22 protein-coding genes and 3 tRNA genes are annotated in these 24,261 nt (G+C 54.0%); 8 read left to right on the top strand and 17 right to left on the bottom strand.

Going from position 1 to position 24,261, the window contains the following annotated elements; genetic code table 11:
* Positions 1 to 27: 27 nt before the first annotated feature.
* The 6 genes from IJT02_05520 to IJT02_05495 all read right to left on the bottom strand — a co-directional run bounded on the left by IJT02_05520 (position 28) and on the right by IJT02_05495 (position 2,221).
* Complete coding sequence (locus IJT02_05520; protein MBQ7544385.1) at positions 28 to 681, bottom strand: hypothetical protein; 654 nt, start codon at positions 679 to 681, stop codon at positions 28 to 30.
* Position 682: 1 nt separating this feature from the next.
* Positions 683 to 1,183 (bottom strand): hypothetical protein, encoded by a 501-nt coding sequence (locus tag IJT02_05515; protein MBQ7544384.1) that lies wholly within the window; start codon positions 1,181 to 1,183, stop codon positions 683 to 685.
* A 113-nt stretch (positions 1,184 to 1,296) separates the two neighbouring features.
* Positions 1,297 to 1,372: transfer RNA gene (locus tag IJT02_05510), tRNA-Thr, on the bottom strand.
* Between the two features lie 3 nt (positions 1,373 to 1,375).
* Positions 1,376 to 1,461: transfer RNA gene (locus IJT02_05505), tRNA-Tyr, on the bottom strand.
* Positions 1,462 to 1,476: 15 nt separating this feature from the next.
* A tRNA-Thr gene (locus tag IJT02_05500) sits at positions 1,477 to 1,552 on the bottom strand.
* Positions 1,553 to 1,570: 18 nt separating this feature from the next.
* A complete protein-coding gene (locus IJT02_05495) occupies positions 1,571 to 2,221 on the bottom strand; it encodes a CatB-related O-acetyltransferase (GenBank protein MBQ7544383.1) in 651 nt (216 codons plus the stop codon).
* 118 nt (positions 2,222 to 2,339) lie between these two features.
* On the opposite strand from IJT02_05495, the gene hslV reads away from it, so the two are divergent.
* The 3 genes from hslV to codY are packed head-to-tail and all read left to right on the top strand — an operon-like array spanning position 2,340 to position 5,143.
* The gene (gene hslV / locus IJT02_05490; GenBank protein MBQ7544382.1) at positions 2,340 to 2,882 is read left to right on the top strand and encodes an ATP-dependent protease subunit HslV; all 543 of its coding nucleotides are present in this window, start codon (positions 2,340 to 2,342) and stop codon (positions 2,880 to 2,882) included.
* Positions 2,882 to 4,297: an ATP-dependent protease ATPase subunit HslU gene (gene hslU / locus IJT02_05485; GenBank protein MBQ7544381.1), complete on the top strand. Its 1,416-nt coding sequence runs from the start codon at positions 2,882 to 2,884 to the stop codon at positions 4,295 to 4,297. Before hslV ends, hslU begins: the two co-directional genes overlap by 1 nt.
* Before the next feature lie 51 nt (positions 4,298 to 4,348).
* Entirely contained in the window at positions 4,349 to 5,143 is a 795-nt protein-coding gene (codY, locus tag IJT02_05480) for a GTP-sensing pleiotropic transcriptional regulator CodY (protein MBQ7544380.1), read from the top strand.
* Positions 5,144 to 5,171: 28 nt separating this feature from the next.
* Here the strand turns inward: codY and IJT02_05475 are convergent, their stop codons facing one another.
* The 7 genes from IJT02_05475 to def form a co-directional block, all read right to left on the bottom strand.
* Complete coding sequence (locus IJT02_05475) at positions 5,172 to 5,660, bottom strand: restriction endonuclease subunit S (GenBank protein ID MBQ7544379.1); 489 nt, start codon at positions 5,658 to 5,660, stop codon at positions 5,172 to 5,174.
* Positions 5,661 to 5,691: 31 nt separating this feature from the next.
* Positions 5,692 to 6,705: a restriction endonuclease subunit S gene (locus IJT02_05470; protein MBQ7544378.1), complete on the bottom strand. Its 1,014-nt coding sequence runs from the start codon at positions 6,703 to 6,705 to the stop codon at positions 5,692 to 5,694.
* 45 nt (positions 6,706 to 6,750) lie between these two features.
* Positions 6,751 to 8,679 carry an SAM-dependent DNA methyltransferase gene (locus tag IJT02_05465; GenBank protein MBQ7544377.1) on the bottom strand — a complete coding sequence of 643 codons (1,929 nt, stop codon included), beginning with the start codon at positions 8,677 to 8,679 and terminating at the stop codon, positions 6,751 to 6,753.
* A gap of 64 nt (positions 8,680 to 8,743) precedes the next feature.
* On the bottom strand, positions 8,744 to 10,897 hold the full coding sequence (locus tag IJT02_05460) for a methyl-accepting chemotaxis protein (GenBank protein ID MBQ7544376.1): 2,154 nt from the start codon (positions 10,895 to 10,897) through the stop codon (positions 8,744 to 8,746).
* Positions 10,898 to 10,968: 71 nt separating this feature from the next.
* Positions 10,969 to 11,532 carry an NUDIX hydrolase gene (locus IJT02_05455; protein MBQ7544375.1) on the bottom strand — a complete coding sequence of 188 codons (564 nt, stop codon included), beginning with the start codon at positions 11,530 to 11,532 and terminating at the stop codon, positions 10,969 to 10,971.
* Between the two features lie 64 nt (positions 11,533 to 11,596).
* Positions 11,597 to 12,526 (bottom strand): methionyl-tRNA formyltransferase, encoded by a 930-nt coding sequence (gene fmt / locus IJT02_05450; GenBank protein MBQ7544374.1) that lies wholly within the window; start codon positions 12,524 to 12,526, stop codon positions 11,597 to 11,599.
* Position 12,527: 1 nt separating this feature from the next.
* Positions 12,528 to 13,040 (bottom strand): peptide deformylase, encoded by a 513-nt coding sequence (def, locus tag IJT02_05445; protein MBQ7544373.1) that lies wholly within the window; start codon positions 13,038 to 13,040, stop codon positions 12,528 to 12,530.
* Between the two features lie 140 nt (positions 13,041 to 13,180).
* On the opposite strand from def, the gene IJT02_05440 reads away from it, so the two are divergent.
* From IJT02_05440 to IJT02_05425, 4 genes are read left to right on the top strand one after another with little or no spacing between them, the layout of a single operon-like run.
* Positions 13,181 to 13,681: a CtsR family transcriptional regulator gene (locus tag IJT02_05440; protein ID MBQ7544372.1), complete on the top strand. Its 501-nt coding sequence runs from the start codon at positions 13,181 to 13,183 to the stop codon at positions 13,679 to 13,681.
* Positions 13,682 to 13,684: 3 nt separating this feature from the next.
* Positions 13,685 to 16,243, top strand: a complete 2,559-nt coding sequence (locus tag IJT02_05435; protein MBQ7544371.1) for an ATP-dependent Clp protease ATP-binding subunit — start codon at positions 13,685 to 13,687, stop codon at positions 16,241 to 16,243.
* 48 nt (positions 16,244 to 16,291) lie between these two features.
* The gene (locus IJT02_05430; protein MBQ7544370.1) at positions 16,292 to 16,912 is read left to right on the top strand and encodes an AzlC family ABC transporter permease; all 621 of its coding nucleotides are present in this window, start codon (positions 16,292 to 16,294) and stop codon (positions 16,910 to 16,912) included.
* Positions 16,905 to 17,234 (top strand): AzlD domain-containing protein, encoded by a 330-nt coding sequence (locus IJT02_05425; protein MBQ7544369.1) that lies wholly within the window; start codon positions 16,905 to 16,907, stop codon positions 17,232 to 17,234. Before IJT02_05430 ends, IJT02_05425 begins: the two co-directional genes overlap by 8 nt.
* On the opposite strand, the gene IJT02_05420 is transcribed toward IJT02_05425, so the two are convergent.
* Positions 17,218 to 17,919, bottom strand: a complete 702-nt coding sequence (locus tag IJT02_05420; GenBank protein MBQ7544368.1) for a hypothetical protein — start codon at positions 17,917 to 17,919, stop codon at positions 17,218 to 17,220. The genes IJT02_05425 and IJT02_05420 overlap by 17 nt on opposite strands.
* 79 nt (positions 17,920 to 17,998) lie before the next feature.
* On the opposite strand from IJT02_05420, the gene IJT02_05415 reads away from it, so the two are divergent.
* Complete coding sequence (locus IJT02_05415; protein ID MBQ7544367.1) at positions 17,999 to 20,716, top strand: alpha,alpha-phosphotrehalase; 2,718 nt, start codon at positions 17,999 to 18,001, stop codon at positions 20,714 to 20,716.
* 23 nt (positions 20,717 to 20,739) lie between these two features.
* Here the strand turns inward: IJT02_05415 and glmS are convergent, their stop codons facing one another.
* Genes glmS through IJT02_05400 form a run of 3 tightly spaced genes read right to left on the bottom strand, consistent with a single transcriptional unit; the run spans position 20,740 to position 24,258 of the window.
* Positions 20,740 to 22,572, bottom strand: coding sequence for a glutamine--fructose-6-phosphate transaminase (isomerizing) (glmS, locus tag IJT02_05410; protein ID MBQ7544366.1), 1,833 nt, complete (start codon positions 22,570 to 22,572; stop codon positions 20,740 to 20,742).
* 32 nt (positions 22,573 to 22,604) lie between these two features.
* The gene (locus tag IJT02_05405) at positions 22,605 to 23,696 is read right to left on the bottom strand and encodes an adenine-specific methyltransferase EcoRI family protein (GenBank protein ID MBQ7544365.1); all 1,092 of its coding nucleotides are present in this window, start codon (positions 23,694 to 23,696) and stop codon (positions 22,605 to 22,607) included.
* Positions 23,683 to 24,258: a hypothetical protein gene (locus tag IJT02_05400; GenBank protein MBQ7544364.1), complete on the bottom strand. Its 576-nt coding sequence runs from the start codon at positions 24,256 to 24,258 to the stop codon at positions 23,683 to 23,685. The genes IJT02_05405 and IJT02_05400 overlap by 14 nt, the downstream gene beginning before the upstream one ends.
* Between the last annotated feature and the right edge of the window lie 3 nt (positions 24,259 to 24,261).

Here is a 24,261-nt window from a genome sequence, read left to right as displayed (position 1 = left end):
CTAGGTAGATTGTATTATATTATAATACTACTTGACCGTGTAAACTACTTCCTTTTTGCTGCCTGTCCGCCTGACTGTTATTCCTTCGCGGGTTATCCTCACCACACGGCCTGTTCCGCCCGGAAGCTGCTGCCCCTGACGGATGACGTAGCCTTCATTCTGCGCGTAGTCGATGACCGCGTACCTCGTGCGCCCGGAGAGCATCACTGCTTTGATGACGAGCTCCTCTATCTCCTCCTGCTGCTCCTGCTGCTGTTCCTGAGGAGTGCCTGGAGTTTCGCTGTAAGCGTTCGCGTTGTCATAGCCTCCTACGGGCGTGTTGAGGTCTTCGAGCCCCATTTCGTCATAGCCAGCGATGTTGAATGGATTGACGTTCATTCCGCTCATCGATGCGGCCAAGTTTTCGCCTCCGCGCCTCATCATGCCTACAGTCTCCGCGAGCTCAGAGAGCTTCTCCATAGTCTCGCCGTGCTGTGCGCCTGCTCCGGCCGAGAAGTAGTCGCTGAGTTCCTCGTCAAGGTTGGCGATACGTTCGGCCTGAAAGTAGTTGTAGCCTGCCCATAGCATCCCCAGAAACAGCACCGCAAAGCCCGAGAGCCGAATAAACCTCGATCGTTCATCGTCAAATACTCCCGTCAGAATTTCCCAGAAGTGCACAAAGCCTTCACGCAGTTCCTCCATGCTACTTGCCCTCCATCATGGCCTCAAGGACGACTTCTGCGTCAATGCGGTTTGTCGGCGACGTGGTATCGCGCTTTATCTTGAGGGAGTTGATTCGTGCCGCGAAGGGCATTGTCCGCCACTGGGCAAAGGCGCGTGCTACGGAATAATAGTTCCCCTGAAGGTGAAGTGAGAGGATGTTCTCGCTGTTGGCTTCGGAGTTCATGGACAACAGCTCGACGTTGTTGTTCTCGAGTGCCTCCCGCACGGCGGAATAGAACTCCACCGCGTCATGTGCAAGGCCTGCATTGTCGATGTTGAGGCCGGTAACCTGCGTCAGGTCTACGTTCTTGTGCTGCATGTTCTGCATCATGCGTTCCGAGCTCGCGCGTTCCTGCTCTAGGAGGTCATATTCTTCGCGGAAAGCTCTCAGCTCGTTGACCGACCACCACACAGCACCTACGACGGACAGGCATAACGCAAAGAACCCTGCGACAAAGACTAAGTATATATTTTTTCCCATGATGATAATTATTTGCGTGTGAGATTTTGTGAGGAGATTATAGACTAACTGTCATGCCCGGTCAAAATTAATCCCCCAAAGCCTAGAACTCTGGGGGTGATAAACTCTTGAACTGGAGCCGATTTTCGGATTTGAACCGAAGACCCCATCCTTACCATGGATGTGCTCTGCCGGCTGAGCTAAATCGGCAAATGGTGGTGGAACATGGATTTGAACCATGGTAGACTCCCGTCGACAGATTTACAGTCTGTTGCCATTGACCACTCGGCCATTCCACCATATTAGCTACTTACTGGAGCCGGCAAGGGGATTCGAACCTCCGACCTGCTGATTACAAGTCAGCTGCTCTACCGACTGAGCTACACCGGCTTCAACAATTCAGGAATTTTACAGGCCTTTACTGTTTCTGTCAAGCAGTTCTGAGATTCTGCGCTTTACTTCACTAAGATTTTTGCATGTCAGAATAGGAATGAGAGTCTTTATCTCCTCTATGGGTTTGTTCCACCACTGCAATTTCTCGAGCAGGTTTATCATCTCGTCATCGAAACGTTTGCGGATGACTCGTGCGGGGTTTCCTGCGGCGATTGTGTATGCGGGAACGTCGCGGGTTACCGTGCTGTTCAGGCCGATTATCGCTCCGTCGCCGATGTGCACGCCCGGCAGTACCGTAACGTTCTGTCCTATCCACACATCCGAGCCGACGACCGTATCTCCCTTCAAGGGCATGTTGTCCGGCGGGGGAGTCTCTGCATCCCAGCCCCCGAAGATGAAGAACGGGTAAGTTGTTGCGGCGTTCATCTGGTGGTTTGCTCCGTTCATGACAAATTCAACGCCCGCGCCTATCTGGCAGAACTTGCCGATTATGAGCTTGTCGCCGTTGAAGGGGTAATGATGCGTAACACGGGACTCGAAGTCCTGCCCAGCGTAGTACGAGAAATCTCCTGCGATGATGTTCGGGCGGGTAATTGTCGGCTTGATGAAGGTTACAGTGCTGACGTTCGGAATGGGGAAAACAGTATCAGGGTCAGGAAGATTCATGACGTGCCTCCTCAAAAACTAGATTACTCAGAAAATTTTAGTCTATTCCGTATATTCTCAAAACATGCCCTAATGAGATAATATGCAGTAAATTTCGGTTCATTATACAACGAAAGGAATGATTACACTGTTTAACGGTACTACTATAGTGTGTGTGCGCAAGGGTTCTCGCGTCGCAATGGCAGGAGACGGCCAGGTAACTCTCGGTTCTCAGGTCATCAAGAGCACAGCCCGCAAGGTACGCACACTACTTGACGGAAAGATACTCACCGGCTTTGCGGGAAGCACTGCCGACGCAATGACCCTGCTCGAGAAGTTCGAGACATGCCTCGAGCAGGAGAAGGGAGACCTTATGCGCGGGGCTGTCCGTCTCGTGAAAGAATGGCGGCTCGACAAAGCATTAAGACGGCTCGAAGCAATGATGCTCGCGGCAAACACGGAGATGACGTTGCTGCTCTCGGGTGCGGGAGACGTTCTCGAACCTGAAGGACAGGTCGCATCTATCGGCTCGGGCTCAGGCTACGCGCTTGCGGCAGGACGTGCGCTCTGCGAAGCCACAGACTGGCCGCCCGAACAGATAGCCAGACGTTCAATCGAGCTGGCATCAGAGATCTGCATCTACACCAACAATAATATAATAGTCGAGGTATTAGGCGAATAATGACGAACAAGAAACTAGACTCAGAACTTACCCCCTCAAAGATTATCGAGCACCTGAACCGCTACATAGTGGGTCAGGACAAAGCGAAACGCTCAGTAGCAATAGCCCTCCGCAACCGAATACGGCGGCGCGCGCTTCCTCCTGAGATAGCACATGAGATCATGCCGAAGAATATTCTCATGGTCGGTCCTACAGGTGTCGGCAAGACAGAGATTGCCCGCAGGCTCGCTACACTCTCTAATGCTCCGTTCGTGAAAGTCGAAGCCACGAAGTTCACGGAAGTCGGTTACGTCGGAAGGGACGTTGAGACCATAATACGCGACCTCACGGAGTTTGCGGCATCGATGGTGCGAAAACGAATGCTCGGGGCAGTCCAACAGCCCGCGCTTGAACGTGCAGAACAGAGGCTTCTTGATGCGATGCTCCCGCGCCCGGAAAAGAAATTCTCCATGCCGGACTTCATGAAGGCACTGACCGGCAAGGACGACGAAGAAGAAGAGCCCGAAGCTCCTGAGCCTTCGCCCGCAGAGGAGAACAGCAGGACACGCGCCCGTCTTCACGACATGCTGAAGGCCGGGAAGCTGGATAACCGTGATGTTGAGATTGAGGTCAACGACAGCGGAGCTTCCCTGCCGATTTTCGGAACGCCGGGAATGGACGTTATGGGCATCAACATTACTGAGGTGCTCGGAGGAATAATGCCCAAACGCACACGCAAACGGCACATGAAGGTGAAAGAAGCACTGAGAGTCCTTCAGCAGGAAGAAGCCGAGAAGATGATAGACGCTGAGGCAATGGGCAAAGAAGCCCTCGAACTTGCGCAGGAGGACGGAATAGTTTTCCTCGACGAGATAGATAAAGTCGTCGTGAAGAACGGAGGCTCTCACGGCCCGGATGTCAGCCGTGAAGGAGTACAGAGAGATCTTCTGCCCATCGTTGAAGGCTCGGTTGTGCAGACAAGGTACGGCCCGGTGAAGACGGATCACATTCTGTTCATCGCCGCCGGAGCATTCAGCGGGGTAAAACCTTCTGACCTGATACCTGAACTTCAGGGACGCTTCCCGATCCGCGTTGAGCTTGAGCCTCTGACGATTGAGAACCTCCAGCAGATTCTCACCGAGCCGGAGAACTCACTAATCCGCCAGTACGAGGCCTTAATCTCCACCGAAGGCACAACACTCACATTCACGCCCGAAGCCACGCAGGAGATTGCGCGTCTTGCCCACAAGATGAACTCCGAGATGGAGGACATAGGAGCACGGAGGCTTCATACGATGATGGAGCAGCTGCTGGAGGAAATCAGCTTCAACGTGTCGGACATGGACGAAGAGACCATAGAGATTACCGGCGACATGGTGCGCGAGAAGTTAAGCGGGCTCGTCGAGAACCGGGATATCCGACGATACCTGCTCTAGGAGGCGTGAAGAATGTGTGAATTTGCTGCGCATTCCGACGCTGACCGCCGAATGAACAGGCTGCTAGAGAAGACACGCAAAGTAGGCCGCGCGCTTCAGGCCAAGAAAGAGGGCGAGCCTCTGGACTACTTCAGCCTTGCACGTATGCTCTCCGAGTGTTCGACAGCCAACGTGTACATAGTCGACAGGTCAGGCCGTCTTCTGGGCTATAACTGGGTGCCGGAATACACCTCTAAAGCCTTGTCCGAAAGTTTCCGGGACGGGGTGATGCCTGATGAGTTCGTGAGGCGAATGAACAGGTACAGGGAGACGGAGATAGTTGATGAGGATGCTCCGCTGTTCGATGACGAGTACGAAGGCGAGAAGCCCGACAAGCACTTAATCTACGTGCCGATAATCGGTGCGAGCGCAGAGAGGCTGGGCACGATTATGCTCGTGAGGGAGTCCGTGCCGTTCAGCGTTGATGATGTGCTGTTAGCTGAGTATCTGGGAATGCTGGCTGGGATTGAGATTCTCAACGAGCGCGCGAAAGTCCTCGAGGAGACAGCCAGAAGCCGCCTGAGCGTACAGATGGCGATGCGGGCTCTCTCGTACTCCGAGCTTGAGAGCATGAGGCACATCATCGCGGAACTCAACGGGCCGGAAGGTGTTGCGGTTGCGTCGAAGGTTGCGGACAGAGTCGGGGTAACACGGAGCGTTATAGTGAACGCACTGCGGAAGCTGGAGAGTGCAGGGCTGATTGAGAGCCGCTCGCTCGGAATGAAGGGGACGTACATAAAGATTCTGAGTCCGTTGCTGCTGGAGTATCTGGACAAGAAGCCAGCGAGGAAGGTTATACACAGTTAGCGGTGAAAAGTGCCGGGTATGAGGCGACTCACGCCCGGCTTAATTTTGCGGTGAAGTATCTCAGCACAGCACGGAGTCTTTCATTCTCAATTCCCTTCATGTAATTGCTCATAAAGCTGTAATCCGGGAGGCCGGAGTCGTCGGCGGGGAGCAGAATCTTCTGGCGCATGAGCCGTGCCGTACCCATCTTGTAACCGTAGCTGTACTTTTTGCGCTGTGCTGTTATCTGTTCTGCAATGAACATAGCGGAGTATTTGTCCCTGACTCTTGGCCTGAGCTTTCGGCAGTCGTTGGAGTAGAGGGCTTCATACGGGTGATAGAACGCGTAGCCTACAGAGCCGTTACGGTTTACAGATATGCATTCTGATTCTTTGGTCTCGTTGAGGTTGCTGATGAAGTGAGTGATGCCGTTGTTGAGGGCTGAAGCTCCGATGTACGGGGTGAGGCCGGAGACTCTTTCGTCGTCGTATATGTCGTGTCCCGAGAGAATCTCTGTGACCTCACTGATTAAGAACAAAGACCACGTTACGAGCGATAGGCTACGTAATTCACGGGGGGGGGGGGGTAAGTAATTTACGAGTCAAGTGATTGACATACTCATTGATGAGTTTCTGTTCATGAGCGCGAATGAATCTCTCCATGAAATCATAATCCGGATGGCCGGTCTCGTCTATCGGGAGCTGTATCTTCTGCCCCTTCAGGCGTGTAGCACTTGCGGCGTATCCGTATGAGTATTTAGGCTTCTGTTGCCTGAAACACTGCGCAATGAATATCAGAGCGTTCCGTGATGTTTCAACACGCGGTGAAAGTATATTTATATTCGTGCCGGTGTAAAAAGGGTACGTGTGAACGAAGGGTGCTGCGGTTTCGTTGCCTATCGTAACAACAGGATAACCAGCATTCAAGTAGCTGGCATCATCAAAATCTATGAAGCCGTCTACTCCGTTGTTCCTCTCTGTGCGTGTAACGTAAGCTGTTCTGCCTGATACTTTATCCACTTTATCGCCGTCAATAACCTTTCCGCGTCCAAAGCTGAATAAATCGCTCAATAGGAATTCGCCCCACTTCACACCTTCAAGCGATACAGTGTCGCACTCCTCAGCATCAGGCCTGTACCTGGCAGACAGCACGCGCTCAATCTCCCGCATATACTCTCCCATGAATGCCCAGTCGGGATTGCCCGCATCATCAACCGGAAGCTGTATCATCTCCTGCTTGAGACGCGTATCACTCCGCTTATAGTTAAAGCTGTATTTGCCTCTCACCATATCCGCACACGTCGTAATAAACATTCCCGTGTACTTATTGAGGAACGGAGCATAACCAGCCGTGATGTCAGACGTTGCTATGAAGTCCTCTGCTTTGTACACAGCATAACCCATAGAGCCCTCGCCGTTCCTTATGAATGCTATGCAGTTGCCTTCCTGCACCAGCGAAGGCTCAGACCTCACGAAGCCAAGCACAGCATTATTGCGGTTCGTAGCTCCCAAATAGGAAATACCTTCAGGCTCAGGCGTGAGATGGTTAGCTCCCTTTGCTTTTCCTGCCTCCAGCCGAAACAAATCACCAACCGCAAACTTCCCCCACTTCCGGGCCTCTAAGGTCAGTCAAGTGTGTGCATCTCCCTCACCCGTTCCGAACAAATACCCCCGCCCGTGAAATATCATGTTCGCTTCAAACGTCAGATAGTCCGCTATGCTGTCCACAAACTCCTGCTCTGTCGGCAGCTCGTCATTATAGTAGTAGAACGAGTGAAGCCACTCATCCCCAGCCTCAACCGTCGCTTCTACCATGAACTTCGAAGGGTAATCCGTCCTCTCGCCGCGCCAGCAGTCCAGCAAATACTGCCGCCTGTCCTTCGAGCGCGACTCGTCCTCGACAAGCCCCCTATGCATCTTCACTTCCCAGCCGTCGTCCTCGAAGTTGATGAACTTCACCAGTTTTCCCGCTTCGTGAGGCACTCCCGCCGTGAACACAGCAATACACGGCACAGTTCCCACGCCGTAGAATGTCTGCTTGTTCAGGCTGATTACTCCCTCTAACGTGTGGTGCTTCAGGATGTCCGCCTTCAGCTGTTTGTCGTCCTTCGTCTTGCCTATCATCGCCGACACAGGCACGATAACCGCCACTCTCCCGCCCTCTAACACGCTCTCCAGCAGGTGATAAATGAAGTTCAGCTCCGAGAGGTTCTGCGTCGCCTTGTTCTTGGCCTGAGAGTACGGAGGATTCATGAAGCCTACCGTTATTCCGTGAAGCTGGAGCTCTCCGGCACTCTTCGCAAAGAAGTCCTCGCACGTCAAATTGCTCTGGCCGTCCCCGCGTAAAATCATGTTCGTCGTCGCAATCGCAAACATGTCGTTACGTATCTCCGTCCCGAAAATCTGTTTCTCCTTGATGTGCCTGCGCTGTGCGTCCGATCCCGCCGCCTGAAGCATCCTGTGCATCCCCGCAATCAGGAAGCCTCCCGTTCCGCAGCAAGGGTCAAAAATTACGTCGTCAGGCCGGAGGTTCACGAGGTCGCAGAACAATTCCGTTATGTGTCTCGGTGTCAGCACAACCCCCAGCGTCTGGCCGTCCCCGCCCGAATACCTCACAAACTCGCCGTAGAACCTCCCCAGATAGTCCTCTGATGACGCGTTGAGCTCTATTGCGCTGTATATTTCTCTGTTCAGGTAATCCGCAAAGAACTTCAGCGGTGTAGTTTGCAGGTCGGGGCGTACGGTGTTCAGTACCGGCCTGTCCTTGACGATCGTGAACTGGTTAAGGACTTTATCACGTTTGACTTCGGGACGGACTTTCGCGCGGGTCATTGCGTTTTCAAGATACCTGTAGAGTATCTCGCCGTCAGTGTTGCCCTCGACGCTGTCGCCCTTGAGGAGGCCGAGACTGAAACCGTATCTCTGCTCGCTCAGTGCAAGAAGGATTGCCGACACAACCAGAGGTTTTTCCGTGTCGCTCAAGTTCCCGTAGTTGCGCAGGTGTTCATGGAGCATCCTTGCCTTCGTGATAATCTCGTCAAGCTGCAGCTCTTCCGGCGACTCCTCCTCAAGCACTGAACGCCGGTAATATTTCTCTATCTCACCCGCTGAGAAGTTCCCGAACGTCTCTATTTCATCAAGCTCCTTAACCGTGTCTGCACTCACAAAGACGGGCTTCAACGTGTGATGCTTGTTGTCTCCAGCATTGCCGAACGCAAAAATCTTCGTGTACCCGCCGTGCTCTAGAATCTTGCGCGCGTACCACACTGCGCCGTTCACCGCGTAATCCCTCGTCGCCTCGATGGTCTGAGAGATGCTCCCGCCATTGTCCCTGAGACACAGTTTGTCCCTGTCGGCCTTGTCCTCAATCACAAGCACATAACCATTCACTACGGCGATAAAGTCAGGTTTTCCCGCCTCGCCGGTCTGGGACTTTGAGGCCGTGCTCAGTGCTTCCTGAAGGGGAATGATTGAGGTGTACTGATATCCAGCGTCAATTCCTGCATCTCTCAGCAGGTCATGTATGTAGATGTCAAAGTTGGATTCGTTCATGGCCATAAAAAAACTGGAGAGGCTGTTACACCTCCCCAGCACAAATTACATGAGTTCCCCCAGCAACAGGTTATTTCTTCTTCGGAGGAAGTGCCTTGCGCGCCGCACCCTTCTTCTGCGCTGGCGCATCGTCCTCGATGTGGAACTGCGAGAGTGCCTCTGTGATGCTCTCCACAAGCCCGGTCTGTTCTACTGCACCTGCCGCCGCACGTTCCGCTATCATTGCGGTTTCGTCCATGTCGTTCTTGACGCTCTCGAGGTTCTCCAGAATCTCGGTGGTCGACTTGGTTACGTTGTCGATACCGGCCGCAATCTCTCTGCTCGATGCCGCCTGCTCCTGTGCCACTGCCGCGATGTTCTGGATTCTGTCGTTCGCCTTGTCGATCTGCCCGATTGCCTCTGCAAGCGAATCCTGCGCTCCGTTGGCCTTCTCGGTCGTCTCGGTCAGAATCTCCGCTGTCTCGTCGCTGGAGGCCTTAGTCTCCCTTGCGCTGGTCTGCAATGACTCGATTAACCCTCTAACGTTCTCGGCGGCCCTGCTGGACTCTTCGGCGAGTTTACGTACGCTCTCCGCAACAACTGCGAATCCGCGTCCGGCTTCTCCTGCTCTTGCTGCCTCAATTGCCGCGTTGAGTGCCAGAAGGTTCGTCTGGTCGGCTATTGACGTGATGTCTCCGATGAACTCGGAAATCTTGTTGACGCTTTCAACAAGTTCCTGAAGTTTCTCTCCGCTCTCCTGCGTCTTCTTCTGCAGAATTACGATGTTGGCGATTGCTTCCTTCACCGTGTCTACTGCCTTGTTCGTTACTGATGTCATGTTCGAGATGAACTCCGCGCAGTCGGTTGCGGCCTGTGCGCTCGTCATTGATGCCGCGCTCATCTCTTCTGTTCCGGCGTTGGACTCCTGAAGTGATGATGCGCTGCCCTCCATCAGCTTCACAACGTTGGCGACATTGGCGCGTACGTTGTTGGCGTATTCGGTGTTCTTCGTTGCGTCTTCCTTCATGCGGGCCGAAGTCTCGTGGCTCATGATTGCAAGTCCGCGAATGTCCCCGATTGCCGTGCTCAGAGAAGCGAACATCTCAGAGAGTGCATCGCCCAAGTTGCCGAGTTCGTCCTTGCCCTCATAGTGGAAGTCTGCGCGGGTAATCGACATTTCGCCGTTGCTGGCTTCCTTGCAGAGCTCAACAACGCGGCCAAGAGGTGATGAGATTGACTTTGCGATGTAAAGCGCGATTCCGATGCCGAGAATTATTGCTACTGCCGCAAGCGAAAGGACGAGGGTCATCGTGCTTCCGAGCGCGTCATGTGCTCCCTGCGAAAGGTCTACGATTCTCTGTGTGCCTGCGTCCGTAATCTTGTTAGCGATGTTCACGAGGTTCAAACCGTCAGCAAGAAGTGCCGCAAATGCCGGCTCCGTCTGCGTGAAGGAGTTAAGCACGTCCGCAAATCCGGCCTTAAGCGTAGAGAAAGCTCCGCGTCCGGCGTTCATTACGTCCTTAACCTCTTTGTACGTCGTGTTCTCGTAAAACCTGTTGTAGGCGTTCTCTCCGTTGACTATCTGCTGGGTAACATCGTTCATCATCTTTGCGTCCCTGTACCACATTGCTATTGCGTAGTTCCTCGCGGTGATAGCAAACTGTGTGCGCAGGTCTTCAACTGACCTTATACGGTTGATGTCCGGCTCGTAATCATGGCCTTCAAGGTTGGTCTTGAGGTTCTGAATCGTTATCTTGTACTGCATATCGATAACGCTCTCAAGCAGTGCAATCATCTTGTCGATTTCAGTAACGAGGGTTGCAGACACCGTGCGCTTCGTCCTTATCATCTGGGTAGCTTTGGCGAAGGTAGACTCTGTGTTGCGTATGATGTTCTCCATCTCCGCTAGGTTAGAAAGACTGGTCAATGACGGATCCTGCGCATACATCTGCTTCCCTTTCTCCAGAATAGTGCGCAATCCGGACAGATAGTTAGTCATCTTGTCGATGTCCTCATCGCTCTCGGAGAACTTGAGGTCTCTGACACCTGCACGGATAAAGCTGATCTGGTTCGTCAGCTCAACCGCAATTTTGACCGTGTTATCGACGACCTTCTGGAGGTACTGAACATCACTCTGAACTGCTGAGATGCTCTGCCACGAGAAGAACACTGCAACTCCGAAAAGCGCGAGAACAATCCCGAAGCCTATCGTAAGTTTTCCCGTAATCTTAAAGTTGTTTAACATACTATTACGCTCCTGTGAATAAAAATTTGTGGGTGAAAAAGCTTAACGACTACAGCGACGATTGTACAGCCTTATCGTTCAGGGGCAATCCCCTCCTTAGCCATGAGCCACGAAAGAGCTGCAAACGTCTTCGAGTCCCGTATTTTGCCTTCACGAATCATTATCGGTATGTCAGAGAATTTGACCTCGACAACCGAAACATTCTCGTCTTCGTCTTGGGGCAGTGATGATTCTGTGAGGTTTTCCGCGAGGAACAGCGTGAACATCTCCGTGCAGAAACCCGGCGACGCGTAGAAGTCTCCGATTGCGTAGAGCTTCCCGGCCTTGACGTTCAGCTCTTCCTGCATTTCGCGTTCTGCGGCCTGTGCGGGGTCTTCGCCCTTCTCGATGAGTCCGGCGCACACCTCAAGCGTTGCCTCGTGGACTGCGTACCTGTACTGTCTCACCAGAAGCACGCTCCTGCGGCTCGTAACGACAAGCATACCCACAGCGGCTTTGTGTTCGACGACTTCACGGGCTGCAAGACGGCCTGAAGGGGTACGGACTTCATCGAGGCGGACACTGAGAATCTTACCGTCAAAGATTCTCTTCTCATTTACGCAGACTTCTTCAATGTCTGAGATATTCTGCGGCATAAGAACACCTGCCCTTTTCTGATTGTGTATGATTACATGAATTGCTTAATTATATCGCATAACCCTAAACTTTACACAGATTATCCCCCGCCCTTATACGCATGCCCCTTGCCCAGTCGATGCCGCTGATTCGTGCCTTGCCCTCGTTCTGGACTTCAGAGAGTTCAATGCAGAAATCACCGCACGCCACAGCAAGACAGCCCTTGACCTCGAGCACTTGGCCGGGGACTTCTCCCTTCAGGTCGTCGCGCACTGATGCCCTCCAGACCTTTACGCGCTTCCCGTTAATCATCACGTACGCTCCGCCGGACATGTCGAGTGCCCTGACCCTGTTCACGAACTCTCTCGCGGTCATGCCGAACGTCAGCGCAAAGTCTGCCTTCTCGAGCTTCGGGGCGAACGTTGCGCGCGAATCATCCTGTGGTGTGAAGGTCAGTGCGTCAATGTTACTCACTGCTTCGGCGGCGAGCTCACAGCCGATCTCCGACAGCCTGCGGTAGAGGTCAGATGCGTTGTCCGACGCATTAGCCTCAACGCGTCTCTGTGCGGCGATTCCTCCTGCGTCCATCGCCTGAACAAGACGGAACACAGTAACCCCCGTGTACTCCCTGCCGTCGAGAAGCGCGCGCTGTATCGGTGCTGCTCCCCTGTATTCCGGCAAAAGCGACGGGTGAATGTTCAGGCACATTCGCGACAAGAACGGCTCGCGTATAATCTGCCCGAAGTCGATGACGAAGATTACTGCGGGCTGTTCGGCCTCGAGCGCGTCAATGAGCTCCTGATTCTCTGAGAGTTTTCCTGTGCGCGAAACACCTATCCCCATCTCCGCCGCTTTGCGCTCAACGTCAGAAGGGTTCTCCTTGCCGTTACGTCCTGAACGCGTCGGAAGCCCGGTGATGATTCGCGATAGAGTTACGCCGTTCTTGGTGAGGCCTTCAAGGCACAGAGCCGCGAACTGCCCCGTACCCATGAACCAGATGCATTTACCGTCCACGCTAGAAGTGCCCTCCCGTCTTCTTGGCCGCCTTCTTTTTGATGGCGTTGCGCTTAAGGCTCGACAGGTAATCCACAAACAGCTTTCCCGTCAGGTGATCCATCTCGTGAAGGAACGCCCGCGCCGTGTAACCCTCAGCCTCGTACTCGTGGATTTCCCCCGTCTCGTCCTGCGCCGCTATCTTGACCCACTGCGGACGCGTAACATGTGCGTAGATTCCCGGAAAGCTCAGGCAGCCTTCCTCGCCGTCCTGAAGCCCTTTCTGGTCAACAACGCGCGGGTTGATGAGCACGTAGCTTTTTCCGTCGTACTCGACAACCGCAATCTTCTTGAGGACTCCGACCTGCGGGGCGGCAAGTCCTACGCCGTCATGTGCCCTCATCGCCGCAAACAAATCCTTCACGAACACGGCAAGCTCTTCGTCAAAGACCGTTACGTCTTCGGACTTTTTCTTGAGCACGGGATTCGGGTACTTCAGAATCTCCAGCCCTCCGTCAATGACTTCTTCTGACATGAAATCTCCACTCTCCTTTGATATTCTTGCGGATAAGATTTTAGGTGAAAGCGCGCAATAGTCAATTTCCATGATTGATTATCTCTGACTTATGAAGATATAATGCTTGCCCATAATTTCCCCAGAGAGGATGATTTATCATGCAGAATTTGAGCAGTGATATCGAGCAGTATATATTGAGCCGCCTTGAGGACGTGCAGGAGAATTATGTAAGGCTCAGGCGCAAGGAACTGGCGGAGATTTTCGGGTGCGTGCCGAGCCAGATAAATTACGTTCTGAGGAGCAGATTTTCTCCCGAGCACGGGTACATCATCGAGAGCAGGAGGGGAGAGCACGGCTACATCAAGATCGTGAAGATTTCGTGCATAACTCCAGAGGAACGGACGGAGCATCTTGACGATATAATAGGCAGCTCAATATCAATGAAGGAAGCTCACAGGCTGTTAGAGACCCTTGAGGCAAGAAGGTTCATTACGCAGAGGGAAAGGCTGCTGATTGAGATAGCACTACGGCACTCGAACTATATCTGTGAGGACATAAAGGACATAAGACTTTCGGATCGTGAAAAAATGTTCGCAGGTTTGCTGAAACGTATGCTCAAGGGATTAATGCTTATCGTAGAAGAAAGAGAAGGAGAATAATTCATGTGGCAGTTCTATACGGAGCGGGGGAAGAGAGTAATACAGCTGGCGAGGAATGAAGCCATCAACATGGGCAGCCAGATGGTTGAGCCTGAACACTTGCTGCTGGGAGTTCTTCAGGAAGGAGGAGGCACGGTGGCGCAGGCACTCTCTGAGCTTGGGGTTGATACGGAGAACTTCGCGGCACACGTGAGGGATCTTATCGGCAACTCTCAGGACATCATCGCCAAGCCTACAGATCTTCCGCTGAGCCAGAGGGTAACGCACGCGCTTGACGTAGCGATGTCGGAAGCCCGCAAGATGGGCGACAATTACGTGGACACGGAACACATACTGCTTGGGATTCTCGCTGATGACGGGGCACTCTCCGCCCGGCAGTTCAAGGCGATGGGCTTAACGCCTACGATGGTGCTGAAGCAGATAAACGACATCCGCACGAACGGCACGGGCACGATAAGGCGCGCTCCATCGTCGTCATCGTCGTACTCGCAGTCGTACTCGTCATCGTCGCCTGACGACAGGAGCTCGAAGCGCAAGAGCAAGGTCAGGACACCGACGCTCGACCATCTCGGCACTGATCTCACGGAACGAGCCCGCAACGGAGAGCTTGATCCTGTTATCGGCCGCGAAAAGGAGATTCGCCGCGTAATGCAGGTGTTGTGCCGCCGTACAAAGTGCAACCCCGTGCTTATCGGCGACCCGGGAGTCGGGAAGACTGCGGTCGTTGAGGGTCTGGCCTCGCAGATCGCCTACGGGATAGCTCCTGACCCTCTGCGGGACAAGCGAATCGTTCAACTGAACATGGGGACGCTGGTTGCCGGGACAAAGTACAGGGGAGAGTTCGAGGACAGGCTCCGGCGCATCGTGAAGGAACTTGTTGACAGCAAGGGAGAAGTTATCCTGTTCGTCGATGAAGTTCATACGATTGTAGGGGCGGGCAACGCGGAAGGCTCGACTGATGCCGCGAACATCCTCAAGCCCGAACTGTCGCGGGGAGCATTCCAGCTTATCGGCGCGACGACTCAGGACGAATACCGCAAGTACGTCGAGAAGGATGCTGCGCTGGAGAGACGCTTCCAGCCCGTGCAGGTCGATGAACCTAGCGTAGATGATGCTGTGCTGATTCTGCGGGGCTTGAAGGACAAGTACGAGAGCCACCATAACGTAGTCTTCACCGACGGCGCGATAGATGCCGCCGCGAAGCTGTCATCACGTTACGTTCAGGACAGGTATCTGCCGGACAAGGGAATAGACCTCATCGACGAGGCCGGAGCACGGACGCGTCTTCTTGCGCTCGATCCGCCCGAGAACGTCAGAAACCTCAAGAAGCAGCTTGAGGATATTCAGCGCAGAAAAGAAGAGGCTGTGATGTCCGAGCATTATGACCTGGCGGCAGAACTCAGGATGACTGAGAGCAAACTCTCCGACGAGCTTGACCGTGCAGTTCAGGAGTGGAAGTCCGAACGCTCGAACGCACACTACGAGATTACGGCCGAAGACATTGCGGCGGTTATTGCGGAACAGACGGGAATCCCCGTGAAGCAGCTCACTGAAGCCGAGACGACACGCCTGCTGAAGATGGAGGACGAGATCTCGAAGCGGTTAATCGGCCAAGACGAGGCGGTAAGTGCCATCGCCAAAGCAATACGCCGTGCACGTACAGGCCTGCGCGACCCGAGACGGCCTATCGGTAGCTTCCTGTTCATGGGGCCGACGGGTGTCGGGAAGACTGAGCTTGCACGATGCCTGGCGCGGTTCATGTTCGGGAAGGACGACTCGATGATTCGCATAGACATGAGCGAGTACATGGAGCGGCACGAAGTCTCCAAGCTCATCGGAGCACCTCCCGGCTATGTCGGCCACGAATCCGGCGGAAAGCTCACCGAGATGGTGCGGAGGAAGCCCTACAGCGTCGTTCTGTTCGACGAGATAGAGAAGGCACACCCCGACGTGTTCAACATCCTGCTTCAGATTCTCGATGACGGAAGCCTGACTGACGGGCACGGCAGGAGAATCGACTTCCGCAACACAGTCGTGATAATGACCAGCAACGTCGGCGCGAAAGAAGCACAGCAGGGCAACTCGCTGGGTTTCGGGATGAGTGCCGAGAGCCAGTCTGACCGCGACTGGAACAGGACGAAGAACATAATCCTCGAGGAAGCCAACAAGATGTTCCGGCCGGAGTTCCTCAACAGGATAGACGAGATGGCTGTCTTCAAGCCTTTGTCGCGCGACAGCCTGCTGAAGATAATAGACACGATGCTTGATGACCTCTCCGAACGCCTGGACACTAAGGGTGTGAAGATAAACGTATCCGACGAGGTGAAGGCCAAGATTCTCGAGAAGGGTTACCAGCCCAAATACGGCGCGCGTCCGTTACGCAGGGCGATACAGTCGATGCTCGAGGACAAGCTGTCTGACTTCATGCTGTCCGGCGGGCTCAGGGAAGGCGAGACCTGCATCAACGTCAGCATAGAGGACGGAGAGCTGAAGTGCGAAGCAGTGAGGAACGCAGAGCCTGTGCCAGCGTTGGCACTGAGTACGGAGGGCGTAGGTGCGTAGGTGCGTAGGGGCACAGTAACCCGCGCACTTCACGACACAATTCCCGTGATGACGGGCTACGTAGTGCTGGGGATGGGTTTCGGAATCCTCCTCAGCACTAAGGGCTATGGCGCGTTGTGGGCGTTGATGACGGGGCTGATGATTTATTCGGGAACGATGCAGTTCGTCTGCGCCGACATGTTCACGGGAGGAGTTACGCTGGGGGCTGCCGCCGGAACTGCACTGATGGTGAGCGCGCGGCATATCTTCTACGGGCTCTCGATGTCCGAACGTTACAGGAACATTCACGGCCTGAAGAAAGCATACATGATTTACGCTCTCACGGACGAAACGTACTCTCTTGTGTGCGAGTCCGACGACGAAGATTACTGTTTCTGGGTGTCCCTGCTCGACCAGACTTATTGGGTTGCGGGCGGAGTGATGGGCTCGATGCTCGGAGAAATTCTGCCGTTCGACTCGCGGGGAATAGACTTTGCACTTACCGCGCTATTCGTGAGTATATGCGTCGAGCAGTGGCTTAAGGCTGAGGAACACACTCCCGCACTCGTCGGGTTCATCGCAAGTGTGTCGTGTCTCGTGCTTTTCGGCGCGGAAAATTTCCTGATACCGTCAATGATTGCGATTACGGTTATGCTGTTCGTACTGAGGAGGAGGATAGAGAGTGTTTGACGTTCACGCTGGGTATATCGTGCTGGTGGCCGGAGCTGTAACCGTGTTCCTGAGATTCCTGCCGTTCATTGCGTTCGGGAAGAAACAGCCGGATTTCGTGATGTATCTTGGCCGGGTTCTGCCTCCCGCTGTTATGGCGATGCTCACCGTGTACTGCCTGAAGACCGTGAACTTCCTAACCGGCTCTCACGGAATCCCCGAAGCCTTAGCGTGTGTTGTTGTTGTTGTTGTTCTGCACGTCTGGAAGAGAAATACACTCCTGAGCATAATTGCCGGAACAGGAGTGTATATGTTTCTGGTGCAGGTTATTTTTGCGGCGTAAAAAGACTCTTCATCGAGGCCTTGAGGATGTTCTCGACAACTTTCATCACAGGGCCTCCCTGATATTCGCGGTAAATCTTGTAGCTCACAGCTCCGACATAATCACCCGCATAATCTTCCGTAAAATACAGTCTCGGTTCGCAGTTGGTTGACAGGTACGTTACATCATGAGCAGGAATAACCTCCGTCTTCTCCTCTGGGATTCGGATTGTCTCTATCACGTGGCCTTTGCTGTCCCGCTTCTCGATCTCCTTGTATTCGGTGTAAGTTCTCGTTGTCTCCGGCACGTGCTCGGTCTTGAACTCCTGCGACACGTTCACCGCAACAAAAGCCCTGTAGCCCATCTCGGCGGCTCTCTTGAAGAACAGATCCCCCGACGAAACATTATCGCTGTAGATGAACCTCATGTCCTCAAGCAGAGCATCAAGACCCTTCACCGTGATTCTTCCCTTCTTGAAGGCCGACGAGATACCTTCAAGCGTCCAAGCCTCCAGCTGAGCATTGAGCTTCTTTGCGGGCATGAGGTTATCACCTGCATTAAGGGATGACGTTACCGGCAGGACAAACACCTTCTTGAGTTCGGGGAGTTTCAGCGAGCTGTCGTGCCACACCTTAACGTCAGAGGCAAAACACGAACCTACAAGAAGCATCACCATCATTACAGCAAACAAAATTTTTCTGAGCATAATAGCACCTCCTGAATGAATGGCATTATACATTTTGTGATAGAGTATCTGCAAAATTCATTCATCGAGGTAATCACACATGAGAAAGTTATTATGCACTGTGCTTCTTCTGGGGGTTATGTCCTCCGCCGGTGAAGCAATGACCCTGCGCGAGAAAGTCGGCCAGCTCTTCATGATAAGGCCTGACCAGCTCAACACAACCGTATCACTGGACGAGATTCACAACGACAAAGCCAGTGCTGTCGGCGTAAGGTCAGTGAGCAAGCTGATGCTACAGACCTTGAAGGAATATCCTGCGGGAGGGTTCATAGTTTTCCGCAAGAACATCGAGTCTCCATCACAGCTTAAGGTTTTGACGAAAGCTCTCAAGGATTCGTGTAAAGTTACGCCGCTGATGGCAGTTGACGAGGAGGGCGGAAGAATCGCGCGCATCGCCAACCACAAAGCCTTCAAGCTCAGGAAGTACGAGAGCACAGCCTCAATCACAAACCCGCGCGAAGCAGCATCGTATATTGCGTCGTACATCAAGGATTACGGCTTCAACATAAACTTTGCGCCGGTCGCCGACGTGAACACCAACCCCGAGAACATCGTCATAGGAGACCGGGCCTTCGGCTCAGACCCCGAGCACGTTTCGCGGATGGTCAGCGGGTACTTAGACGGCCTGCACTCACAGGGAATAGCCGGGAGCATCAAGCATTTTCCCGGACATGGCGACACGAAGAACGACACCCACGAAGGAAGCGTATACGTCCTCAAGACATGGGAAGAGCTTATGAAGTGCGAGCTTGTACCCTTCATCGACAACCTCAAGAAGACGGACAGCGTGATGATTGCGCACATAGTGATGAAGAACGTTACGCACGACGGACTGCCCGCTACTCTCTCACGTGAGCTGGTTACAGGGAAACTGCGCGGGGAGCTGGGGTATGATGGGGTTGTTATCGTTGATGCACTCATGATGAAGGCAATCTCGAATAACTACACTTCTGCGGAGGCGGCTGTACTTGCGCTCGAGGCGGGGTGTGATATTCTGCTTATGCCTTACGATTACCGCGAGGCTTTTGACGGAGTGATGGAGGCTGTGAAGTCAGGAAGGATAACTGAAGCGCGGATTGATGAGAGCGTGAACAGAATAACGAAGCTGAAGGAGAAATACGCAATGAACGCACAAAAGTGGTGGCAGAAGACGGCGGTTTATCAGATTTACCCGAAAAGTTTTCAGGACACAGACGGAACAGGAACGGGCGACATCAGGGGAATAATCCAGAGGCTGGATTACCTGCAGAGCTTGGGTGTGGGTGCTGTGTGGATGACTCCTGTGTACCCGTCGCCGATGGTCGATAACGGCTACGACATTGCGGATTACACGGGAATAGATCAGCGTTTCGGGACAATGTCGGACTTCGAGGAACTTATACGCGAGGCGGACAAACGCGGCATCAAGATAGTTATGGATCTGGTGTTCAACCACAGCTCGAACCAGCACAAATGGTTTCTGGAGAGCAAATCATCACGCGACAACCCTAAAGCTGACTGGTACATTTGGAGGGACAAGCCCACTAACTGGCGGAGCATCTTCGGAGGGAGTGCGTGGACATTCTCACCCGAAAGAGGACAGTACTACCTTCACACCTTCGCGGAACAGCAACCCGACCTGAACTGGGAGAACCCCGACGTACGCAGGGCACTCTACGGCGCGGCTAATTTCTGGCTCGATAAGGGAGTCGGAGGCTTCAGGATTGACGCGATAACCTACATCAAGAAGCCCGCAGAATTTCTTGACGGCACACCTGATGCTAAGGATGGCACGGTGAACGTTCACACGATGACCGCAAACACGCCGGGCATTCTGGATTTCCTGCGGGAGTTCAAGCGCGAAGTTCGGGACGGGCACGACATCTTCACCGTCGGAGAGGCTAACGGCGTAAGTGCTGAGGAGCTGCCGCAGTGGGTAGGACGTGAAGGAGTGTTCGACATGCTGTTTGAGTTCAGCCACGTAACGCTTCCTTTCGGCGACGCGGAAATCTGGTGTTACCCTGTGGAATGGAAGCTGACCGACCTCAAGAAGGCACTTACAGCCAGCCAGAAGGCCACCGCGAATAACGGCTGGTATCCTGTATTCTTCGAGAACCACGACCAGCCCAGAAGCGTGAATCACTTTTTCCCCGAAGGTGCAGACCCAGTGAAGGCGGCCAAGTGCTTAGCGGCTGTTCTGCTGACGATGAGGGGGACACCGTTCATCTATCAGGGTCAGGAACTCGGAATGACGAATCTCAACTGGAAGAACATTGATGAGGTTGACGACATACAGACGCGCGGACAATATGACCTTGCGCTGAAGGAAGGATTTTCCCCCGATGAGGCTATGAAGTTCGTGCGGTATTTTACCCGCGACAACGCACGCACTCCCATGCAGTGGACAGCAGGAAAGAACGCGGGCTTCACTTCCGGCAAGGCGTGGCTTACCGTCAACCCGAACTATGTTGATGTGAATGCGGCAAGTGAGGAGGGAGACCCGGCATCGGTGCTCTCGTGGTACAAGAAACTGTTAGCGTTGAGGAAGGACAGCCCTGCGCTTCTCAGCGGAACGTACAGGGAGATTCTGGGTGATAGCGAAGAACTGTTTGCGTTCGTGAGGGAACTTGACGGCGAAGAGATTATCACCGCCGCGAATTTCTCTCTGGAGAGCGTGAAAGTCCCTGATGAACTGTCGGGAAAGAAACTCATTCTCAGCAGTGAGAGCGGGATTAACCCGCAGGAACTTGCATCGCTCGAAGCAAGACTGTACAAATAGGGGGAGCATCGTCCCCCTTCTGTCTACTCTACTGTTACGCTCTTAGCGAGGTTTCGCGGCTTGTCCACATCCAGCTTCCTCGCAACCGCAACATAATACCCCAGCAGCTGCAACGGAATCACCGCAAGGCTCGCGCTCAAATGTTCGTCCGTCTCAGGCACTGTGAAAATCATATCCGCTTCCTCCTTCAGGGCTTCGCATCCACGCATGGCTATCATCAGGATAAATCCTCCCCTGCTCTTCGCCTCCAGCATGTTGCTCGCTATCTTCAGAGAAAGATTCTTCTGCGTCATTATTCCCGCTACAAGCATCCCGCGTTCGATAAGGCTTATCGGCCCGTGCTTCATCTCTCCCGCAGCTATTGCCTCGCTGTGAAGGTAACTGATTTCCTTCATCTTCAGGCTGCCTTCCATCGCAACCGCGTAATCTATATTCCGTCCGAGATAGAACGCGTTGCGGGCATTCACGAAACGGCCTGCAAGCTCCTCAAGGCTTCCCTTCTCGTCAAGAATCTCGTCAATCTTCTCCGGCAGACGCTGAATCTCTCCGATTAAGTGCTCGTAATAAGTGTTCGCGATTGTTCCCCGCGCGCGGGCAAGCTCCATCGCAAGAACGTAACACGCAATCAGCTGTGCACTGTAAGCCTTTGTTGTTGCGACGGCGATTTCAGGCCCGGCCATCGTGTAGAAGACGTTATCCGCCTCGCGGGCTATCGTGCTCCCCACAACGTTGACGATCGCGAGGGTCTTTATGCCGCTGTCGTGCGCAAGACGCATTGCCGCCAAAGTGTCGGCTGTCTCTCCTGACTGCGAGATTATTACCGCAAGAGCATTCTTGTCGAGGGGCATCGAACGGTAACGGAACTCCGACGCAAGCTCTATCCTCACGGGGATTTTCGCGAGATCCTCAATGACGTACTGTGCCGCCGCTCCGACGTGGTACGCCGAACCGCACGCAATCACGTACACCTGCGAGATGTTCTTCATCGCCTCGTCATTCAGCCCAACGTCCGAGAGGTCTATCTTTCCGCTGTGGAACACTGACCCGAACGTGTCCCTGACTGCCCGTGCCTGCTCGTGAATCTCCTTCATCATGAAGTGCTCAAAGCCGCCCTTCTCCGCCGCCTGAGCATCCCAAGTTACTTCGCTTATCTCCTTGTGCTTCGCGTAGCCCTCCGTGTCGAAGAAGCGCACAACTCCCTTCTTGAGCTGTACGATGTCCATGTTGTCGAGGTAGTACACAGAGCGCGTGTCCTGAAGAATTGCCGAAACGTCGGACGCAAGGAAGGACTCGCCTTTGCCCTGACCCGCGATTAACGGAAGGTCTTTGCGCGCGCCCCAGACTTCGCCGGGAAAATCCTTGAACAGCATCACAAAACAGTACGAACCCTCTATAACCTTTATTGCTTCGGTGATGGCTTTCAGCGGGCTGTGGGACTGCTTGTAGTAGTAATCGATGAGTTTTACGGCGGCTTCCGTGTCCGTCTGTGAATAGAACTCGTAGCCGTGATTTGCGAGCATGTTCTTGATTTCGCGGTAATTCTCTACAATGCCGTTATGCACTGCGACTACGGACATGTCATCGCTCCAGAGGGGATGGGCATTTACGTCGGAAGGTTCTCCGTGTGTTGCCCAGCGGGTGTGGCCGATGCCGCACGTTCCTGTGATGTCTTTTCCGCCGTGTATCTTGTCCTCGAGGACTTTGAGGCGGCCCTTGTTCTTCTCGACCTTGACCGTCCCGCCGTCGAGCACTGCAATTCCTGCTGAGTCGTAGCCCCTGTATTCGAGTCTGGCGAGCCCTGCGAGGAGGATGCCGCTGGCCTGGCGGTCGCCTGTGTAGCCCAATATTCCGCACATGATTGTGATGTCTCCCTTCGTTGTTGTGGTTACTATTCTATACCATCGGGGCCGTAATGTTTGACGACGTAGAAGCTGCCGTTCTCGTCGTACTGTTTCTTGCGGATGAACAGCCGCTTGTAGATGTCCCTGCCGTTGATGCGTGCGTTCCACGTCGTGCCGGGAACGTGGCAGCCCGGGTCTCCGTAGGCGTACGTGCACCCCACAATCTCGAACTGGCTGGGGCAGTACTTGTCGAGGAAGGTTATCGGCACGCCCATCACTCCGTCGTAGTCCATCGGAATGCGGTCCGTGCGGCTCACCTCTATAGCATCGTAGTTGTCGTAGCGGGGGTACTCTTCGGGCGTGTAGGGGTAGAGCAGCGTCAGGAACTCATGCCGCTTCGTGATCGGAAGGTTCGTGTACCAGCAAGCCATGATGTGCTTCAGCCTCCGCCCCTGTTCGTCGGTTTTCTCGTAGTTCTCGTAGCTCGGAACTTCCAGCCAGAAGTCGCTGTTCATGTTCCGATGCCCAAGCCACATCTTGCCCTGCTGACTCAGAGGGAAAATCTCCTTGTACGTTACTGCGTTCTTGTTCCCGAGAATGAGAAACTTCTTGTTGTGCTCCATCATCAGCGCGACGAACTCACGGAAGAGCGAGAAGGGCGGGTTCGTGATGACTATGTCCGCGTCCTTGAGGAGCTCCACGCACTCGGGACTCCGAAAATCCCCGTCCCCCTGCAGGACTCTGACCGTGCACCCGATCTGGTGCTCGAGCATGTAGCGCACGTCCAGCAGGTCAGTGCGGCCGTCGCCGTTCCAGTCGCGGTAGTCGGTGATCGTTGCGCAGTAAGGTTTGCGCTTCGGGGCGGGAGTGTCCTCCTCGAACAGCGATAACTGTTGCTGGGCGATGGGACTTCCCGCGTAGCATGTCGCCGTGAGCTTCTTGATGCCCAGATACGCGAACTGAAGCGCGAGGTAGCGGAAGAAGCTGCTCTCGAAAGGGTCATCGCAGTTGCACAGAATCTTTGCGCCCCGAAAGTGTTCCCAGTAGTGGCCGAGTTCCTCCTGAACGTCAGTGAACTGCGTGTAGAACTCATCCTGCTGAGCGATTGATGCCGCGTGAAGGGCTCTATTGCTCGTCATCCAGCGTACCCTCTGTGTCCCTGACTTCTTCCCAGATGTACCCCTCCTCCGACTGAACGTTCCTGAACTCCAGCGTCTCACCGCTGAACGTTACAGTTACGCGCGCGATAGAAGGAAGATCCCCCGCCTCCGCAATCGGCATGTTCACACCCACAAGCACAGGCACAGCCACCCCGCCGACAATATTGCGCCCGAACACGTGCTCGCTGCCTATCTTCGGGATTGAGCGGTACATGTAGCGTCTGCCCGTTCCGTCGAACAGTTCCGACTGGCCGACAGCAAGGTACATGTCCTTCTGCGGACGCGCTATGAACGCCAGGTACACCCAGTCGTTAGGCTCGCCCTCCTTATCGATGCCCCTGAATGCCCCCTTGAAGCTGATGTGAAGTTTGCTCTTCCTGAGGTCAGCCTCTACCGGGTTCTTGAACGGCGGCAGGAGCATCGACGACGGAATCTCTCGCGGAGTGTAGGTTACGGCGGGAACTTTCTTCTTCGCGGCCTCAGAGCTCCCGCAAGTCAGCATCACAGCGATAACGGCAAGCACAGCAATTTTTCTGGTCATGGA

The organism is Synergistaceae bacterium, from assembly GCA_017450125.1.
Lineage (GTDB): Bacteria > Synergistota > Synergistia > Synergistales > Aminobacteriaceae > JAFUXM01.
The sequence above is the reverse complement of the archived record's forward strand: the minus strand, read 5'-3'. Positions and strand labels throughout refer to the sequence as shown.

Coding starts and splice junctions, on each gene's coding strand:
- codY (MBQ7544380.1), top strand. CDS start 4,349: ATGAACAGGCTGCTAGAGAAGACACGCAAAGTAGGCCGCGCGCTTCAG.
- glmS (MBQ7544366.1), bottom strand. CDS start 22,572: ATGTGCGGAATATTGGGCTACACAGGCGACCGCCAGGCCAGCGGCATC.
- IJT02_05495 (MBQ7544383.1), bottom strand. CDS start 2,221: ATGAATCTTCCTGACCCTGATACTGTTTTCCCCATTCCGAACGTCAGC.
- IJT02_05430 (MBQ7544370.1), top strand. CDS start 16,292: ATGACGGGCTACGTAGTGCTGGGGATGGGTTTCGGAATCCTCCTCAGC.
- IJT02_05400 (MBQ7544364.1), bottom strand. CDS start 24,258: ATGACCAGAAAAATTGCTGTGCTTGCCGTTATCGCTGTGATGCTGACT.
- IJT02_05465 (MBQ7544377.1), bottom strand. CDS start 8,679: ATGGCCATGAACGAATCCAACTTTGACATCTACATACATGACCTGCTG.
- hslU (MBQ7544381.1), top strand. CDS start 2,882: ATGACGAACAAGAAACTAGACTCAGAACTTACCCCCTCAAAGATTATC.
- IJT02_05405 (MBQ7544365.1), bottom strand. CDS start 23,696: ATGACGAGCAATAGAGCCCTTCACGCGGCATCAATCGCTCAGCAGGAT.
- hslV (MBQ7544382.1), top strand. CDS start 2,340: ATGATTACACTGTTTAACGGTACTACTATAGTGTGTGTGCGCAAGGGT.
- def (MBQ7544373.1), bottom strand. CDS start 13,040: ATGTCAGAAGAAGTCATTGACGGAGGGCTGGAGATTCTGAAGTACCCG.
- IJT02_05455 (MBQ7544375.1), bottom strand. CDS start 11,532: ATGCCGCAGAATATCTCAGACATTGAAGAAGTCTGCGTAAATGAGAAG.
- IJT02_05435 (MBQ7544371.1), top strand. CDS start 13,685: ATGTGGCAGTTCTATACGGAGCGGGGGAAGAGAGTAATACAGCTGGCG.
- IJT02_05520 (MBQ7544385.1), bottom strand. CDS start 681: ATGGAGGAACTGCGTGAAGGCTTTGTGCACTTCTGGGAAATTCTGACG.
- IJT02_05415 (MBQ7544367.1), top strand. CDS start 17,999: ATGAGAAAGTTATTATGCACTGTGCTTCTTCTGGGGGTTATGTCCTCC.
- IJT02_05440 (MBQ7544372.1), top strand. CDS start 13,181: ATGCAGAATTTGAGCAGTGATATCGAGCAGTATATATTGAGCCGCCTT.
- IJT02_05460 (MBQ7544376.1), bottom strand. CDS start 10,897: ATGTTAAACAACTTTAAGATTACGGGAAAACTTACGATAGGCTTCGGG.
- IJT02_05515 (MBQ7544384.1), bottom strand. CDS start 1,183: ATGGGAAAAAATATATACTTAGTCTTTGTCGCAGGGTTCTTTGCGTTA.
- IJT02_05420 (MBQ7544368.1), bottom strand. CDS start 17,919: ATGCTCAGAAAAATTTTGTTTGCTGTAATGATGGTGATGCTTCTTGTA.